The sequence below is a fragment of the Roseinatronobacter bogoriensis DSM 18756 genome (assembly GCF_004366635.1).
Lineage (GTDB): Bacteria > Pseudomonadota > Alphaproteobacteria > Rhodobacterales > Rhodobacteraceae > Roseinatronobacter > Roseinatronobacter bogoriensis.
In genome coordinates, this window is sequence record NZ_SORN01000003.1 from 164,869 (window position 1) to 181,428 (window position 16,560).

15 protein-coding genes are annotated in these 16,560 nt (G+C 58.9%); 7 read left to right on the forward strand and 8 right to left on the reverse strand.

Going from position 1 to position 16,560, the window contains the following annotated elements:
- Positions 1–14: 14 nt before the first annotated feature.
- Positions 15–467: a DUF2383 domain-containing protein gene (locus EV660_RS09010; protein ID WP_071479812.1), complete on the reverse strand. Its 453-nt coding sequence runs from the start codon at positions 465–467 to the stop codon at positions 15–17.
- 122 nt (positions 468–589) lie between these two features.
- Here EV660_RS09010 and fahA point away from each other — a divergent pair, with 122 nt between their 5' ends.
- The 6 genes from fahA to EV660_RS09040 all read left to right on the forward strand — a co-directional run bounded on the left by fahA (position 590) and on the right by EV660_RS09040 (position 6,232).
- Positions 590–1,840 carry a fumarylacetoacetase gene (gene fahA / locus EV660_RS09015; RefSeq protein WP_071481909.1) on the forward strand — a complete coding sequence of 417 codons (1,251 nt, stop codon included), beginning with the start codon at positions 590–592 and terminating at the stop codon, positions 1,838–1,840.
- A gap of 74 nt (positions 1,841–1,914) precedes the next feature.
- Positions 1,915–2,865: an MBL fold metallo-hydrolase gene (locus EV660_RS09020; RefSeq protein WP_071479811.1), complete on the forward strand. Its 951-nt coding sequence runs from the start codon at positions 1,915–1,917 to the stop codon at positions 2,863–2,865.
- A gap of 89 nt (positions 2,866–2,954) precedes the next feature.
- Complete coding sequence (locus tag EV660_RS09025; RefSeq protein ID WP_071479810.1) at positions 2,955–4,571, forward strand: FAD-dependent oxidoreductase; 1,617 nt, start codon at positions 2,955–2,957, stop codon at positions 4,569–4,571.
- Complete coding sequence (locus EV660_RS09030; protein ID WP_071479809.1) at positions 4,564–4,773, forward strand: DUF2783 domain-containing protein; 210 nt, start codon at positions 4,564–4,566, stop codon at positions 4,771–4,773. Before EV660_RS09025 ends, EV660_RS09030 begins: the two co-directional genes overlap by 8 nt.
- A 246-nt stretch (positions 4,774–5,019) precedes the next feature.
- Positions 5,020–5,664, forward strand: a complete 645-nt coding sequence (locus EV660_RS09035; protein WP_134013991.1) for a 4'-phosphopantetheinyl transferase family protein — start codon at positions 5,020–5,022, stop codon at positions 5,662–5,664.
- A 250-nt stretch (positions 5,665–5,914) separates the two neighbouring features.
- Positions 5,915–6,232 (forward strand): hypothetical protein, encoded by a 318-nt coding sequence (locus EV660_RS09040; protein WP_071481908.1) that lies wholly within the window; start codon positions 5,915–5,917, stop codon positions 6,230–6,232.
- A 46-nt stretch (positions 6,233–6,278) separates the two neighbouring features.
- Here EV660_RS09040 and EV660_RS09045 read toward each other — a convergent pair whose 3' ends face one another.
- The 7 genes from EV660_RS09045 to EV660_RS09075 are packed head-to-tail and all read right to left on the reverse strand — an operon-like array spanning position 6,279 to position 14,745.
- Positions 6,279–6,734 (reverse strand): low molecular weight protein-tyrosine-phosphatase, encoded by a 456-nt coding sequence (locus EV660_RS09045; RefSeq protein WP_071479807.1) that lies wholly within the window; start codon positions 6,732–6,734, stop codon positions 6,279–6,281.
- Positions 6,735–6,794: 60 nt separating this feature from the next.
- On the reverse strand, positions 6,795–7,286 hold the full coding sequence (locus EV660_RS09050) for a copper chaperone PCu(A)C (RefSeq protein ID WP_071481907.1): 492 nt from the start codon (positions 7,284–7,286) through the stop codon (positions 6,795–6,797).
- A gap of 36 nt (positions 7,287–7,322) precedes the next feature.
- The gene (locus EV660_RS09055) at positions 7,323–7,673 is read right to left on the reverse strand and encodes a hypothetical protein (protein ID WP_071479806.1); all 351 of its coding nucleotides are present in this window, start codon (positions 7,671–7,673) and stop codon (positions 7,323–7,325) included.
- 43 nt (positions 7,674–7,716) lie between these two features.
- Positions 7,717–8,331, reverse strand: coding sequence for an enoyl-CoA hydratase/isomerase family protein (locus EV660_RS09060; RefSeq protein ID WP_071479805.1), 615 nt, complete (start codon positions 8,329–8,331; stop codon positions 7,717–7,719).
- Positions 8,328–9,089, reverse strand: a complete 762-nt coding sequence (locus EV660_RS09065) for an SDR family oxidoreductase (RefSeq protein WP_071481906.1) — start codon at positions 9,087–9,089, stop codon at positions 8,328–8,330. The genes EV660_RS09060 and EV660_RS09065 overlap by 4 nt, the downstream gene beginning before the upstream one ends.
- A 14-nt stretch (positions 9,090–9,103) precedes the next feature.
- Positions 9,104–12,976 carry a translocation/assembly module TamB domain-containing protein gene (locus EV660_RS09070; RefSeq protein ID WP_071479804.1) on the reverse strand — a complete coding sequence of 1,291 codons (3,873 nt, stop codon included), beginning with the start codon at positions 12,974–12,976 and terminating at the stop codon, positions 9,104–9,106.
- Complete coding sequence (locus EV660_RS09075; protein ID WP_071479803.1) at positions 12,976–14,745, reverse strand: autotransporter assembly complex protein TamA; 1,770 nt, start codon at positions 14,743–14,745, stop codon at positions 12,976–12,978. The genes EV660_RS09070 and EV660_RS09075 overlap by 1 nt, the downstream gene beginning before the upstream one ends.
- 245 nt (positions 14,746–14,990) lie before the next feature.
- Between EV660_RS09075 and ahcY the strand changes: the two genes are divergently transcribed.
- Positions 14,991–16,379, forward strand: a complete 1,389-nt coding sequence (gene ahcY, locus EV660_RS09080; RefSeq protein ID WP_071481905.1) for an adenosylhomocysteinase — start codon at positions 14,991–14,993, stop codon at positions 16,377–16,379.
- The last annotated feature ends 181 nt before the right edge of the window (positions 16,380–16,560 follow it).

A 16,560-nucleotide genomic window follows, 5' to 3' on the forward strand; every position in this document is an offset into this window, starting at 1 on the left:
GAAGGGGGGCGGCTTCAGGCCGCCGTCTGCATATGCGTATCAATCTTGCCGATATTCTCAAGAATGTGCGTTCGGTGCGCTTTCAAGACATCAATCTCGGCCTTCTGAAAGGCATCCGCCGCAATTTCAGCCTCGCGCAGGGTATCGTCATAGACTTCAAGCAAACGCTTTTCGCCGTCGCGCAGGCCGGGCAGCAGGCTTTCCTCATCTGCCGTAATCATAAAGCGCGCGTTCAGGACAAGCTTGTGCACAACGCTCATGTAGGATCCGTCTGCATCGGGGCGCTCTCCACGTTCCAGCAGCAGACCGGCGATGTCATGCGCATGGCCCATATGGGTCTTCTTCAACCCTGCGCACAAAGTTCCAATCTGGTCGCGCTTGGTAATCTTCGCAGCTTCGTCATAGCCCTTAACGGCATCGACAACAGTCGTATGAAGGGCCGAAAGTGTTTCAACAGGCGTTGGCATTGGGTTCTCCTCACATATGCAAAAGGTATGTTGAATAAATGTGCAAGGCAGGTTTGGGTTCCCTTGCCACACAGGCGGCGGCCAAGTCCGACGCCACGTTTCCATCTGAAAGGAGCCGCATGATGCCCTTGATCCGCGCATGGCTTGACGCCGCAAATCAGCCTGAATGCGACTTTCCGCTGAACAACCTGCCCCTTGGCGTGTTCTCGACTGATGGTGCGCGCAGGTGCGGCGTCGCAATCGGTGACCAGATCCTTGATGCGACAGGTTTGGAACAGGCAGGAATGCTGCACCTTGGTGACATGCCCGTGCTCGATCAGCCCGGCTGGAACAAGCTGATGGAGCTTGGCCCCTCAGCCTGGGCGGACTTGCGCGCTCGCCTGACAGAACTGTTGCGCGAAGCCGCGCCAGAACAGGACCAGATCGCGCCGTTCCTGCACCCGATGACAGGGGCACAGATGCATATGCCCTTCACAGTCGCCGAATTCACCGACTTCTATGCCGGTCGCCATCATGCCACCAATGTCGGCACCATGTTTCGCGGGGCTGACAATGCGCTGCCGCCAAACTGGCTTCATATTCCCATCGGCTATAATGGCCGCGCGTCGTCGGTGGTCGTGTCCGGCACATCGGTCCGCCGCCCTTGGGGGCAGATCAAAGGCCCGGATGACGCAATGCCCCGTTTCGCCCCTTCGGCCCGGTTTGATCTGGAACTGGAACTTGGCGCGATTGTCGGTCAGCCCAGCGATGGGCCGGTCTCTGTTGCCGATGCAGATAACATGATCTTTGGCTATGTGCTGCTCAACGACTGGTCCGCGCGCGATATTCAGGCATGGGAATACCAACCCCTTGGCCCGTTTCAGGCCAAGGCAACGGCCACCAGCATCAGCCCCTGGATCATCATGCGCGCCGCGTTGGACCCGTTCCGCACCACCACACCCGCGCGCGAGGTGCCGCTTTTGCCGCATTTGCAAGAGCCCGGCCCGATGCTCTATGATATTGCCTTGGAGGTTGATCTGACCCCGCCTGATGGCCAGTCCTTGACCATCGCGCGCACCAATTATCGCGAAATGTATTATTCCAGCGCGCAGCAACTTGCCCATCACACCACCAGCGGCTGCCCGATGCGCGTGGGCGATCTGCTCGGCTCGGGCACCATTTCCGGGCCGACCAAAGACAGCCGTGGCAGCTTGCTGGAACTTAGTTGGGGCGGCAAAGAGCTTTTCCAAGCGGGCAACATCACCCGCAGCTTTCTGGAAGATGGCGATACAATCACCCTGAGGGGGAGTGCGCAGGGCGATGGCTACCGTATCGGTTTTGGTGCTTGCGAGGGTACGGTTTTACCTGCCCTGAAAGACCCGTATGCAAGCTGACATTTTCTTGCTCCAAATACTCCCGCCGGAGGCACCCGCCCTTTCAACCGGCGCAACAGACAAAGGAAAGACTCATGGCCAAAGCTTTTGCCTCTCAAGGCGACATGACTGAAAAGAAAACCAGCTTCACCGAAATCGGGCGCGGATTATATGCCTTCACGGCCGAAGGTGACCCAAATTCCGGCGTCATTATTGGCGATGACAGCGTCATGGTGATCGAGGCGCAGGCCACCCCTCGTCTTGCGCAAAAGGTGATCGACTGTATTCGCGGCGTCACGGACAAGCCGATCAGCCATCTGGCGCTCACCCATTATCATGCCGTGCGTGTGCTGGGCGCATCGGCCTATGAGGCCCCCCAAATCCTGATGTCCGATACGGCGCGCGGTATGGTTGTCGAGCGCGGGCAGGAAGACTGGGATAGCGAGTTTCAGCGCTTTCCCCGCCTGTTTCAGGGCCATGAAAGCATTCCGGGCCTGACTTGGCCCACCACCACCTTTCGGGACCGGATGAGCGTCTATCTGGGCAACCGCCGCGTGGATCTGATGCATCTTGGTCGTGCCCATACGGCGGGTGATATCGTGATCCATCTGCCAGATGAAAATGTCATGTTTACAGGCGACATCGTCGAATACCATTCTGCCTGTTATTGCGGCGACGGGCATTTCAGTGACTGGGGCAGCACGCTTGATGCGATCAAGGGCTATGGCGTCGATGCCATCGCACCGGGGCGGGGCGATGCGCTGATCGGCCGCGACATGGTCGATACCGCGATCGAGAATACGCGCGATTTCGTCGCTTCGACCTATGCGCCAGCCGCAAAAGTGGCGGCGCGGGGTGGCAGCCTGAAAGATGCCTGGGATGCTGTGCGCGCCGAATGTGACCCGAAATTCGCAGATTATGCGATTTATGAGCATTGCCTGCCGTTCAATGTTGCCCGCGCCTATGACGAGGCGCGCGGCATCGACACGCCCCGCATCTGGACAGCCGCGCGCGATCTGGAAATGTGGCAGGCCCTTCAGGACTGAAAATAATGCGGGGCGACAGGTTGACCTGCATCATTGCCCTGCATCCGCAGTCGGTGTTCAGCTTGCACCGCATTCGACAGTGAGGGATCATGACCAAGATTTTCGAGACGCCGTTATACCCTTATTCCCGCCACCCGGATCAGGACGCAACTTCACCCGTGCATCACAAGGTCATTGTTCTGGGCGCGGGGCCGGTGGGGCTGGCGGCTGCGATTGATCTTGCGCAACGGGGCGTGCCAGTTGTGGTGCTGGACGAGAATGACCGCGTCAGTTCCGGCTCTCGTGCGATCTGCTTTTCCAAGCGCACGTTGGAAATTCTGGACAGGCTGGGCTGTGGGGATATTGCTGTCGAAACCGGCGTCACATGGAACAAGGGGCGGGTTTTCTTTGACGAACGTGATATCTTTGAATTCGACTTGCTGCCTGACGAAGGGCACAAACGCCCCGCCTTCATAAACCTGCAACAATACTATCTGGAACAGTTTCTGGTCGAACGCGTGCAGGTACTGGCCGCTGAAGGAAAACCCATCGAGATACGCGGGCGCAACCGTGTCGAGGCGATTGGCCGCCATCGGGATCATGTCCGGCTACAGGTTGAAACCCCCGAAGGCCCCTATGAATTGCAGGCCGAGTGGCTGATTGCCTGTGATGGTGCAAATTCGCCCACGCGCCGCATGATGGGGCTGGATTTCGTAGGCCGCGTGTTCGAGGATAATTTCCTGATCGCCGATGTGGTCATGAAGGCTGACTTTCCAACCGAACGCTGGTTCTGGTTCGACCCGCCCTTCAATCGCGGCCAATCCGCGCTGCTGCACCGCCAGCCCGACAATGTCTGGCGGATCGACCTGCAACTGGGCTGGGACATAGACCGAGAGGCCGAGAAACAGCCTGAACGTGTGATCCCAAGGCTGAAAGCAATGCTGGGCGAGGATGTGGAGTTCGAGTTGGAATGGGTCTCTATCTACACATTCCAATGCCGCCGGATGGAGAAGTTTCGCCATGGCCGCGTGATCTTTGCGGGGGATGCCGCGCATCAGGTATCGCCCTTTGGCGCACGCGGGGCCAATTCCGGGCTACAGGATACTGACAATCTGTGCTGGAAGCTTGCGCGGGTTCTGGATGGTGCTGCACCCGAAACCCTGCTGGACAGCTATGATTGGGAACGCGTTTATGGCGCGGATGAAAACATCATGAATTCAACCCGCTCGACCGAATTTATCACACCCAAATCAGAGATCAGTCATCTGTTCCGCGATGCAGTGTTGGACCTTGCCGCGCGTCATGATTTCGCGCGCCCTATCGTGAATTCAGGGCGGCTATCTGTTCCCTGTACCTATGATGACGGCCCGCTGAACAGCGAAGATTGCGCTGACATGCCTGTATGTACCCGCCCCGGTTCACCCCTGCCAGACGCCCCGCTCGGTGATGGCTGGTTGCTCGACGCACTTGGCCCTGATTTTACCTTGCTCGCCATTAACACGCCCTGCCCGGAGCCTGCCAATCTGGCCGGGATACAGGTTCTGGAGATCAGCGCCAAGGATAACCCAATACTTGCCAAGCGGTATCTCGGCGATCTATCCGGCGCGCTGTATCTGGTCCGCCCCGACCATCATGTTGCGGCGCGTTGGCCAAGCCATGATGAAATGGCGGTCAAAACTGCATTTCGGCGCGCCATCGCTGTGCAACTTGGAGGGTGGAATGCCTGATCTGAATCTCAAACGCAATCTGGCCGACCCGGATAGGTTTTATGCCAATCTGATGGCTATTCATGATGGTTTGTCCAAGGCAGAGAGTGATGCGCTGAATGCACGTCTGATCTTGATCATGGCAAATCATATTGGCGATGAATCAGTTTTGGAACAAGCACTTAGCGCCGCTGCCGAGGTGTTGCGAAAACCTGAAATTTGAAGCTGAGTGATGCGGGTGCCCATCCGCATGAACCGCACCCCCGGGTTTCCAAAAAAGGCCCAGCAGCGCCACATTTTTTCCCTTATCGCATGTCATCAAGGTCAGGCTTGGGCATGTGGCAGACGGCAAACCGCTGTCTTTCAACCGTGCTCAAGCTGTTTGGTTGAGAAGGTACGGCATGTCATGATGCTTCAGCGTTTTGCGTATTCAGAATTTGCAAATCCGCTTTTTGGGGACAGGGTTCTGATGGCGTGGGCGGACCCGCGCGCGCCCATGGCACGCCTGATCGGTGATGAAGTTCTGGCGATCGAACATGAAGGGGCTGTGCGCGCGCGTCAGTTTGGCGCAGGCCGCGCCGCAGCCCATGCCGCGATGGAACAGTTGGGTCATGTGCCCCGCCCGGTCCTGCAAGGCACGGCACAGGCGCCTATCTGGCCACCGGGCATGACGGGGTCAATTTCACATACTGACCGCGATTCCCTTGCAGTCGTTTCAGATGAGCCTGACATTCTGGCGCTTGGCCTGAAAATTGGCACTGCGACTGGGCTGGAACCGGCGCGCTGGCCTGAAGTGTCCAGAATCGCGGAAATGCACTGGCTGGCCAGTCTCGGTCCCTCTCAGCGTGGCCATTTTGCAATGCTTCTGAAATGCATCAAAGAGGCGGCCTACAAGGCGCAATTCCAGATCACCGAGACTGCAATTACCTATCAGGATATTGAAGTGACCATTGATCTGGGCAGAAATTTCTTCAAGGGCTTTCTTCTACCGGATCTGCCTGGAATTGGCGCGAATAGGCCCTTTGCCGGACGGTTTGCGCTGTTGTCAGATTGCTTCGTTGCGGGAGTTGAGTGGCGCAACCAGGCTGAATCGAATCACGTTCTGGCGCGATAGGGCAGGGGCCAGCATAGATCCGGCACGCCACAGATTGTGGCCCTGCGGGAGGCTGTCGCAAGATTTGCCCCGCGCATGTGAAGCATTTGGACAAATCGTCTCAAGGTTCAGAATCTATTAGCGAGAACTGGTGTATCTCTGCTATTATCCGACCTGCATAATCGAGGCAGTTTTGTTGTTACTCGTAACGAGCCGGGCACAATAACGATCCGGGACAACATGACAGGATATGAAACCTGATGAGGGCTTTATGAAACAGACACTTCTCGCAGCTACGTTGGTCATACTGGCCGCTCCACTTGTTCCTGCACCTGCAAGCGCTGGACCGCTGGAAACAGCATGTCTGCGGTCGGACCGCGCGCAGGCCACACGGTCAATGTGCCGCTGTATCGATTCAGTCGCGCAGCGCACGCTTACCCGTGCCGAGCAGCGCCGCGCTGCCAGCTTCTTCCGCGACCCGCAACTTGCACAAGATGTCAGAATGTCGAAAAGTGATCGCGATAACGCGTTCTGGGCGCGCTACCGCGCCTTTGGCGATGCCGCTGAACAGGCTTGTACTGGTCGCTAAGACTTAGCAGATACAATAAGGGCAAGCGCTGTATCGGGCCTTGCCCTTACTTTATTCTCGACAGCAACGCGTCGGACCCTGACTCTATCAGGTCCAGAACGTGATCGAACGATCCGTCGAAATAGGGATCGGGTACATCGCTGTCATGTTGCCCCAGAAGTTCACGGAACAATAGCACCGGGGTCGTGCTGCCTGCGGGACGCTGTGCTTCTATAGTGCGCTTATTTGCCCTATCCATTGCAAGGATCAGATCAAACTGATCGAAATCCAGGGCGGTGAACTGGCGTGCCCGCAGATCAGAGATGTCATAACCTCTGGTTTGTGCGGCAAGTGTCGCACGCCTGTCGGGTGGGCTGTCGATATGCCAGTCACCGGTGCCCGCACTGTCGGTGACAATATCCAGACCGGCTTGCGCGGCCTTGTCACGAAACACACCATGTGCCGTGGGTGAGCGGCAGATATTCCCCAAACAAACGAAGATGACGCGCTTTGCTTGTATCATGTCACCCCTCTCACATGGAGGAACAAGGGGCCACTGTCGCGGCCCCTGTCCCTGGTGTCGTCAATCGTGCGAATGGCCGTGGCTGTGGTCGTGGCCGTGAGCGGGCTGATGATCCGGCGTGCGTTCCAGATCCACAGGAATGACAATCTCCATGTCATCCCCCTCGACAAAGCTTAGCGTGACGCTGATCTCATCGCCATGATTGAAGACCTGGTTCAGCCCCAGAAACATGAGGTGGTCGCCGCCACGTTCAAGCGCATATTCACCATGCGCAGGAATGACAAAACCTTCGGTCACCTCGACCATGCGCATAACGCCCGCGTCATCCTCGATATGCGTGTGCAACTCGACCCGTTGTGCGGCATCGGATTGCGCCGAAATCAGATGACACTCGGCATCACCATGATTGACAAAGCGCAGGAAGGCCGCGCCAGATTGTGACATCGCGGTCGATGCGCGCGCATAGGGGTCCTCGATCTGCAACCCGTCACAGGCCAATGCAGGCAGCGCGAAAGTAGCAGCGCATGCTGCTGGTAGAAGAATACGTTTCATAGCTTTTTCCTTGTCTGATTTCATATATATTTCATCTCAGACAAGTTGCGGGGGGCCGCGCGGTTCATGCCAACACCCCGCCGCCGCGCTGAACCTCAGCGGGCTGGAGAGGTCGCTTCTTTCGCTGCGGTGTTCATAAAGTCGCGCGTGAACTTCGACTTCGGCCAGAAGCGCTGCGGGCGTGACCAGGCAATCAGGGCAGGGCAATGTCTGCTCGACCGGGTTTCCGTCGGCATCCATGGTGATGCGCACCAACCCGTAGCCTGTGCAGATAACCAGTGTTTGCGCACCATGCGCCTGATTGCGCGCAGCAGCGTGCCCGACACTGGACAGCGCAATGGCCAAAGCCAATGCAAAAGCCACAAATGCGCTGATAACATTCCTCATGCTAAAGCATCTAACTGCTGGAATGCGCTTGGGAAAGGGTAAATCATGGGACAAGGCGCTTGATCGCGGCAACATGGGCCGGTTGCGCCGAGAGTGCATCGGCGCAAAGCGCCTGCGCCGTGTCCATCAGGTTTTCAGGCGCCACGATCCGGTCAACCAGCCCCCAGTCGCGCGCTTCCTCCGCCTCTACGCGGGTACCGGCCATCAGGATCATCTTTGCGCGTGCTGGCCCCATCAGGGCGGCCAGCCTGCCCGGGTCCGAGGGTTGTGGCAGAAAGCCAAGCTTCATCACCGGATAGAAAAACTTCGCGCCCGGCACGCAAAGCCGAAGATCACAGGCCAGTGCCATTCCGAATGCACCGCCAGCCAGCGTGCCGTTCAGCGCCGCGATGGTCAGGCATCGTGCCTGTGCAATCCTCGCGGACAGGTCTTCCCATAGCGGCGAAGTTGCCAGCCCCGCGCGTGCCTCTTCAAGATCTGCGCCAGCGCTGAACACGCGCCCCGCGCCGGTCAGGATGATGGCGCAGGCTTGTTGGCGGGTGGCGTCATCCACTGCGGCGCATAAATTCTGCAACATGTCTGCTGTCAGGGAATTCGCCTTGTCTGGCCGGTCCAGTGTCAGGGTCCAGATTGCGCCATCCTGCGCGACCCGGATCATGCCGACAGCCCCAGACGACGGCGAATACCTTCATCGCGCAACGATACTTCGCGCCCGATCCAGTCATCGGCATCTGGCGTGCACATCCAGAGCAGCGCCTTGGCGGGCCAGTCCGGCGGAATATGGGTTGACCAATCCAACTGGCTGACAGCATTGACGCCGCTTGCCTTTATTGTGCGCTGCATATCGGTTGCGACCGTGCCGGGCGACAGACTCATGATGCGCAAACCGCGCCCGCGTGCCTCTATGTCGGCCACGCGGGTCAGCATCCATGCGCCCGCCTTGGAACTGCAATACCCGCCCCATCCTTCCAACGGGTTATGCGCCGCCCCAGATCCGACCGTGATAATACTGCCCCCGCCTTGCGCCTGCATGACGGGCATTGCCGCGCGCAATCCGTGCAAGACACCTTTCAGGTTGATGTCGATCAGCCGCCCGAATTCGTCAGGATCGACACTGGAGAGCGGCGCGATCGGATCAATTACACCTGCATTGTTTATCAGAACATCCAGCCGCCCGAATTCTTCGCACATGCGGGTAACTGCCCGTTCGACAGCGGAATAGTCGGCCACATCGCAGGCAATCGGTATCGCCCCTGTCTGTGCGGCAAGGTCATCCAGTGCATCGGTGCTGCGCGCTGCTATCCCGACCTTTGCCCCGGCAGCGGCAAAGGCGCGCGCAGCTTCCAGCCCGATCCCGCGACTGGCGCCCGTGATCAGCGCGGACTTGCCCGCCACAGCGGTTGCATCAAAGCTCATCTGCATCTCCTGTTTCAGTAATCCCGCTCGAAAAACAGTCCCACGCCCGCGCGGCCTTCATTGTCTATGCGACCGCGCGCGGTCAGTGAAGGTGTAAGATCAATATTGATGGAAACTTCACTATCGCCCTGTGGGCTAAGCTCGACATCTGTATAGATGTTCTCAGTCAGATAGCGCCCCAACCGGACCGAGGTTTCGCCGTCTTCATCGGTGCGCACATCCAGATCATCCAGCCCGATATTGCGCCGCAAGCGTTCCATGATCCCTTCGCTGCGCCCTGATAAAGTGGCCAGAGAAGAGGCAAGCTGCGCGGCCTGAAAAAGCGACAATGTCTCGAACCCGCGCCCAAATAGCAGCAGTGAAACGACTTCTTCTTCTGGCAGGGGCGGGGTGGATTCGAACCGGATCTCGGGCGAATCTGCGCGCCCTTCCAGCACGATCTGGGCAAGCACACCATCGCGTTCGGTCGATGCGATAAGGCGGATGAAAGGCACGAAATCGCCCTGAAGGCTGGCAAAACCCTCGTTCAGGGTGAAGCGGTTGCCCAGCAGATCAAGCCTGCCCCGGATCAGGCCGAATTGCCCGATAGGTATGACATCTGCCGTTGTTCCTGTCAGGCGCAGGGTGCCGCCCAGTTCGGCATCCAACCCCCGTCCGCGCAGGAAAATCCGGCTGGGCGCATCTATTGTCAAATCAAGCGAGGCGGGGCGGCGTTCGCGCCCATGCGTTTCGCCCTGAAAGATACCCGCACGATCCCGCGTTTGGCGCGCGGCGGCACTTTCACCTACATGGCGGATATCCGGCGGGATATAGCCGCGCCCTGCAAGGCCCACACGCGGGATGCGCAATTCGGTGCGGTCAAGTTGCAGGTTGCCAGAAATCAGCGGCCCTTGGGTCAGCGCGCCTGTAATCGCGACAGTGCCCGACACATCTGTCTCGAACAGTTGCGGGTCGACCACGCGGAAATCTGCAAGTCTGGCGCGAAGGTCGCCGGTGATCGGGGCCGCAAGGTTAATATCGCCATCCAGTTCCACCCGCCCCCCATTCGCAGAGCGACCCGCAAGGGAAACCGATGTGCGCCCGCCACTGATCTGGGCTTGGGCCGCGATGTCGGTCAGGCGAATATTTTGCTGCGGAAGAACAAGGGTCAGATTACTTGCTTGCGCAGACCCGTTGAGAGAGCTTAGCGCCAGCGGGCCATTCAGCGTAACGTCAAATTCTGCCGGACCCTGAATCGAACGCGGCTCCAGCCTTGGGTTGATCAATGCGAGGTCTGTGCCCCCCCGCGCACGCAAATTGGCTTGAAATTCGGTCGATATTTCGCCCGCGATCTGCGCATTCAGTCCAGCCGGACCCGTGACACCCAGATCAAGCGCATATCCGTTGCCTGTATCGCGCGCCGTTCCTGAAAGTGCGGCGGGGCCGACGATTCCGGGAATAACCGCCGCCAGATTGTTCACCCGCGCGTCCAGTTCCAAGGCAGGGCGACCATCGGCAATGCGCCCAGCAACGGTGGCATTGATCTGCGGGCCATCCAGCGACAGCGATTCCAGAAGCACTTCATCAGGGCGTTGCACTAGGCTGGCATTCAAACGGTGCGTACCGGTCAAAAGGTTATCGGCTGCCGCCGCCCCTAACCGCAAGTTTGTCGCAGTTGCTAGTAGTCCGATGCGCCGCTCTGGCCCGTCTTCTCGCAAGCTGGCCTCTGCCACGATCCGCCCGCCAAAACCGGGTCGCACGGCCCCCAGATTGGGCACTGTGCTGCTGACCTGCAACTGCGAAGCGCCTGCCTCATAACGGCCATTCGCTTCTAATGTGACAGCACTGTTGCTAACGCGCAGATTGTCCAGATCAAAGGCCGCGCCATCGCGCCGTCCATCTACTGCCAGTCGTGTTTCACCCCGCAACAGTCGGTCCGCATCTGACTGGCCAATTGCCAGATCGCGCGCGACCGCTTCAATGGTCAGCGCCTCGCCGTCGCGCGGGCCGCGCAGCGAAAGCTGCGCATCCAGCGCACCACCGTAGGATTCGCCGAGGACGGACAGATCAGAGAAATCAATCTCGCCGCGCAATTCGATATCATCGTCCGATATCTGGCCACGCAGATCTACCCGCAGTGTTCGGGCCGTTGCTTCCAGTTGGCGTAGCAGGATTTGCCCATCTGCGCCATGAGCGTCGAGCGTGATCTGACTGCGCCCAGCAAGCAAAAGGTCAAGCTCTGGCTGATCAAGGGTCAGGTTCTGCCCTGATATTTCAGCGGCCACCAAAAAGCGGTCGCGTTCCGGGCCGAGTGTGGCGTCAACCTGCGCCTGAACCCCGCCGGAGAGGGGGCGGCCCGCCAACGTGGACAGACGCGATACATCGCGAAACTCTGCGAGTGTATTGGTGAAGATTACGCCATCATCCAGCCGTGCGCGCCCGTTCAGGGCATAGTCGCGCCCCTCTAGCTGGAAGCCGGGCAACAGCAAGGGCATGTCTTCGCGCCAGATCAATGCGAGTGAGCCCGACACCGATGGCCCCAATGCCTCGTTCAGGCCCGGATCGGTTGCAGACAGCCCCAGCGCCGAAAAGTCGATCAGCGCATCGACCACGTCAATCTCTTCGCCAAACCCGTCTGATGTGATCCGCCCCAACCCGTTGATGAACAGGCTTTCGACCTTGAAATCACCATTGTCGAACCCAAGAAGGTCCAACACCAATTCCCAGTCCTCATTTTCGGCGGCATCGAAACCCAACCGCAATTCGGCTGAATCTATGCTGGTCTGTCCACCCGGAACCGGCAGCACCACGCGCGAGCCGTCGCGGGCCAGAACATCGCCGCGCAGGTCAATCAACTGTGGCAAGCCATCGGCACCCAACTCCATGCGTCCGCGCAGGCCCAGCTTTTCGGTTCGGATGTCCAGATCATCCAGTGACAAGCTGCCATCGTCAAAGCGTCTTGCGCGTGTGCTCAGGCGGCTGTTTTCGCCGAAAAACGGGTGAAATTCTTCTTGCAGCAAGGGGCGCAGATCGCCGCCCAGATCCAGTGTGACGGCTTGCGCCACCCCGGGTTGGGCGGTTTGTAGCTGAAACTGGCCTTCGACGCGGGGCTGCCCATCGGTCGCCAGTGTAATATCTGCCGCGAAATCTTCGATCGGCCCTTCGCCTGCAATGGTCAAGGCAGCAGATGGGTGATCGGGGATGTTCAGCAATGTGACAGCCAGCCCCCCGGCGTCTTCCTCTATTGCCAGTTCAAGGCCCAGAACGCGGGTGACGTTGGAAAATGCCGCGTCCAGTCGGAACTGGCCCGCGACGTCATCAATCCGGTCGATCTGCAAGCGCGCGTCCCCTTCGCCAGCGGCCAAAGCGGCGGACCCGCTGACACTGGCACGCAATTCCTGCCCGAACAGCGCGGGGCCAAGCACGACTTCGTCAACCTGCAACTGGTCCAGCCGGACGGACAAGGGCAGTTCCGGCAGCTCAAAACTGGGAAGGCTGACCAGATCGCCGCCTTCGCTTTCTTCACCTACGGGCGGGCGTAGAATCGTGATCCGTTCCGCCGATATTTCGGCAATCTCGATCCGGCGCTGGAACAGGGCAGAGCGGTTCCATTGCAATGCGGCCCCTTCGACCAGAAGCCAGACCCCTTCGTCGTCTTCGATGCTTAACTGATCAAAGGTTGCCCGCGATGAAAGCGCGCCGCTGAAGCCGCCAATACGCACCTCGCGCCCACTTGCCGACAAACCGTCTTGCAGCAAGCGCGTCAGATAACCCACATCGCTTTCGCCGGCCCTTGGCAGCAATGTTTCAGTCACCCTGTCGCTTTGGCGTTCTTGCGCAGTGGCGACCGTGGGCAGCACGGGCAGCAGGCAGCAAAAACAGGTGAGGATATGACGAAACATCTTCATCAGAACGCTTGTCCAATGCCCAGATAAAGCTGGAAACCGCGCCCGGTATCGCCTGCAACCGGGTAGCCTACATCCAGACGCAATGGTCCGACGACCGTGTTATAACGCACCCCCAGCCCGGCCCCGGCGTGCCAGTCAGAGTCGCCGGAAAACGCCCGTTCCGACACGTAGCCCGCATCTGCGAAGGCAACCAATCCAATATTCTCTGTCGCGCGCACGCGCAGCTCTGCCGAGAGTGCGGCAAGCCCCTGACCACCTGAATCCACGCCCCCGCTGGTCACGCCAAGTGATCGGAAAGGTTGCCCGCGCACGGTCCCCCCGCCGCCCGAGTAAAACAGCAGGTCCCGCGGCGTCCGGTCGATTTCGGCGCCAACCACAGCCCCGAGCTGCGCACGCCCAGCAAGCACGACGCGATTATCCTGGCCAAGCCCCCGGTATCCGCGAAGGTCGGCATAGGCGCGCGCGCCACTATCTGTCTCGCTCAACCCAAGAAATGGCATCAATTCGCCGCGTGCATAGAACCCGCGCGTCGGCGCGCGCTCGCTGTCGCGTCTGTCCCATGTCACATCCAGCGGAAGCAACAGCAATTTGAAATCCCGACTTTGGTCAAGGCCTGGACCGAAATCTGCGCGCTCCAGCAGGACACCGATACCGCCGCCAAAGGTTAGTTCGTCACTAAAACGATGCACCAATCCGATATCTATGCGCGCGCGCTGTGCTTCGAAATCAGACTCGTTCTCTGTCTCGATCCGCGTCCCAAGGTTCAGCGTGGTGTCAGGGGTAAAGGTCGCAGGGCGCGAGAATTCGGTGACAAGTCGGTAATCCAGTTTGCCGCTGCGTGACCCGATGCCGCCGACCACACCCTCTACGCGGAACCTCTCTGCGCCACCAAACAAGTTGCGGTGCAGCCAGAAAGCGCCAAGTTTGCCGCCTGCCTCGGTATCGAATTCGACGCTGGCCCCGATCCGGCGCAATGGCGCTTCGACGACAGACGCGTTGATATCCAGCGTATCGTCTGGGTTCGCCTCATCGGCCTCTCGCAAAGCGACAGAAGCGAATGTGCCGGTACGGCGCAACCTCTCGGCCGCGCGCTGCATGTCACGCGGCGAAAACACTTCTCCGGTTGGCAGACCTGCAATAGCGACAATCCGCTCCGCGCGTGTGCGGCGCTGTCCATCGGGGCGCAACTGGCCAAATCGAAGGCGCGGGCCGGGCGCTATGCGAACGGCAACATCCAGTTCACCCGGCGGATGGCGCGCGGTGATTTGCTGGTCATCGGGCTGCGCTTTCGCGTGGCCACGGTCGCGCCATGCGTCAATCGCATCCGATGTGGCATCGCGAATAACCGTGCTGCGCGCGGGGCTGCCGCTGGTGAAGTCATCGCTTAACTCTGTGCGGCGCGCCAAGGGTGCAATCTGGGTCTGCCCAAAGACAAAAGCAGGGCCGGGGACAAGCACAAGGTCGATCCGGCGAATTGCTCCGGGGGGATTCAGGGGCGAAATATCTGCCGCTTCGCGCCCATCTATCCGCACATTTATCTGCGGCGCATAAAATCCCGCCTCATAGAACGTGCCGATCAACTGGCCGTATTCAGCGCGTGCGATGGTAAAGACTTCAAATGGATCAACGACACCTTCATCTTTGGCAGCTTGCAACAGCGATGTGCGGCGCAGCGTTTCCTCTAACGCGGTGTCGCTACCTTGAAAGGTGATTTCCAGTGTCTCGAACGCTTTGACGGGCAGACCCATTGTCAAACAAGCGGTCAGCATCACCGCGACCGCGCATGGCTGTTTGTCCAGCCAATTTCTTTTCCTGGTCACTACTGTCCGCACTGATTGTCCACGCTTCGCACACTCCGAGTTTATCCAGAATATGATGCAAGCTACAACACAAAAGGCGGAATGAAAGGCCCGAGCATATCACGATATGGCCATAATCCGCCGTCTCTTGCCTGCCTTGGGGGGCAGTGCTATGTCGCAGCGCAGAAAACATCGGCGCAAAGGATATTCGGCAGATGGCACAGGACTATATTATCAAGGACATTTCATTGGCCGAGTTCGGGCGCAAGGAAATCGCGATTGCGGAAACGGAAATGCCCGGTCTGATGGCTTTGCGCGAAGAGTATGGGGCAAACAAACCCCTGAAAGGTGCCCGGATTGTCGGGTCTTTGCACATGACAATCCAGACGGCTGTTCTGATCGAAACGCTGGTCGCGCTGGGCGCAGATGTGCGCTGGGCGTCCTGCAACATCTATTCCACGCAGGACCATGCCGCCGCCGCTATTGCTGCGGGCGGCACACCGGTTTTCGCAATCAAGGGCCAGACGCTGGAAGAGCATTGGGATTATCTGGATCGTTCTTTCCTGTTTGCAGATGGTGCAAACATGATCCTCGATGATGGCGGCGATGCCACGCTGTATGTGTTGCTGGGTGCGCGTGCCGAAGCGGGTGAAGATATCATCCCTGCGCCCCAGTCCGAAGAAGAAGCCGTGATCAAGGCGCAGATCGCAAAGCGCATGGCGCAAAGCCCCGGCTGGTTCACCAAGACGCGCGACGCGATCAAGGGCGTATCAGAAGAAACGACGACGGGCGTGCACCGCCTGTATGACCTGCATAAGAAAGGCCAACTGCCTTTCCCCGCAATCAACGTAAACGATTCTGTCACCAAGTCGAAATTCGACAACAAATATGGCTGTAAGGAATCGCTGGTCGACGGCATTCGTCGTGCGACCGACACGATGATGGCAGGCAAGGTCGCTGTCGTTTGCGGGTATGGCGATGTGGGCAAGGGGTCGGCGGCCAGCCTGCGCGGCGCTGGTGCACGCGTGAAAGTGACCGAGATCGACCCGATCTGCGCCCTGCAAGCCGCCATGGACGGGTTCGAGGTGACAACGCTGGAAGATGTGGTCGCGACCGCCGACATCTTCATCACCACCACTGGCAACAAGGATGTTATCCGCATCGAGCATATGCGCGAGATGAAGGATATGGCGATTGTCGGCAATATCGGCCATTTCGACAATGAAATTCAGGTGGCCGCGCTGAAAAACCACAAATGGACCAATATCAAGGACCAGGTGGACATGATCGAGATGCCCTCGGGCAACCGCATGATCCTGTTGTCGCAAGGTCGCCTGCTGAACCTTGGCAATGCGACCGGCCACCCCAGCTTCGTGATGTCGGCCAGCTTCACCAATCAGGTATTGGCGCAGATCGAACTTTGGACCAAGGGCGAAGAGTATCAGCCCGGCGTTTTCGTTCTGCCCAAGCATCTGGATGAAAAGGTCGCGCGCCTGCATCTGGACCGGATTGGTGTGAAGCTGACAGAGTTGAAGCCCGATCAGGCTGAATATATCGGTGTGACTGTCGAAGGGCCGTTCAAGCCAGAGCATTACCGCTACTGAAGTCACGCCGGGACGGAAATCAGGCGGGAAAGCCCATTGGCTTTCCCGCTTTTCTTATGCGCCATTTTCATGTATGCGCCGCGGTATCTGAGACGTGACGCAATGACCCCGGCGTGATGCATTAGGATTGGGGTCGGCGGCAATGGGGCCGCTATTGGAAACGGAAGGGCCAGAGGGCTGG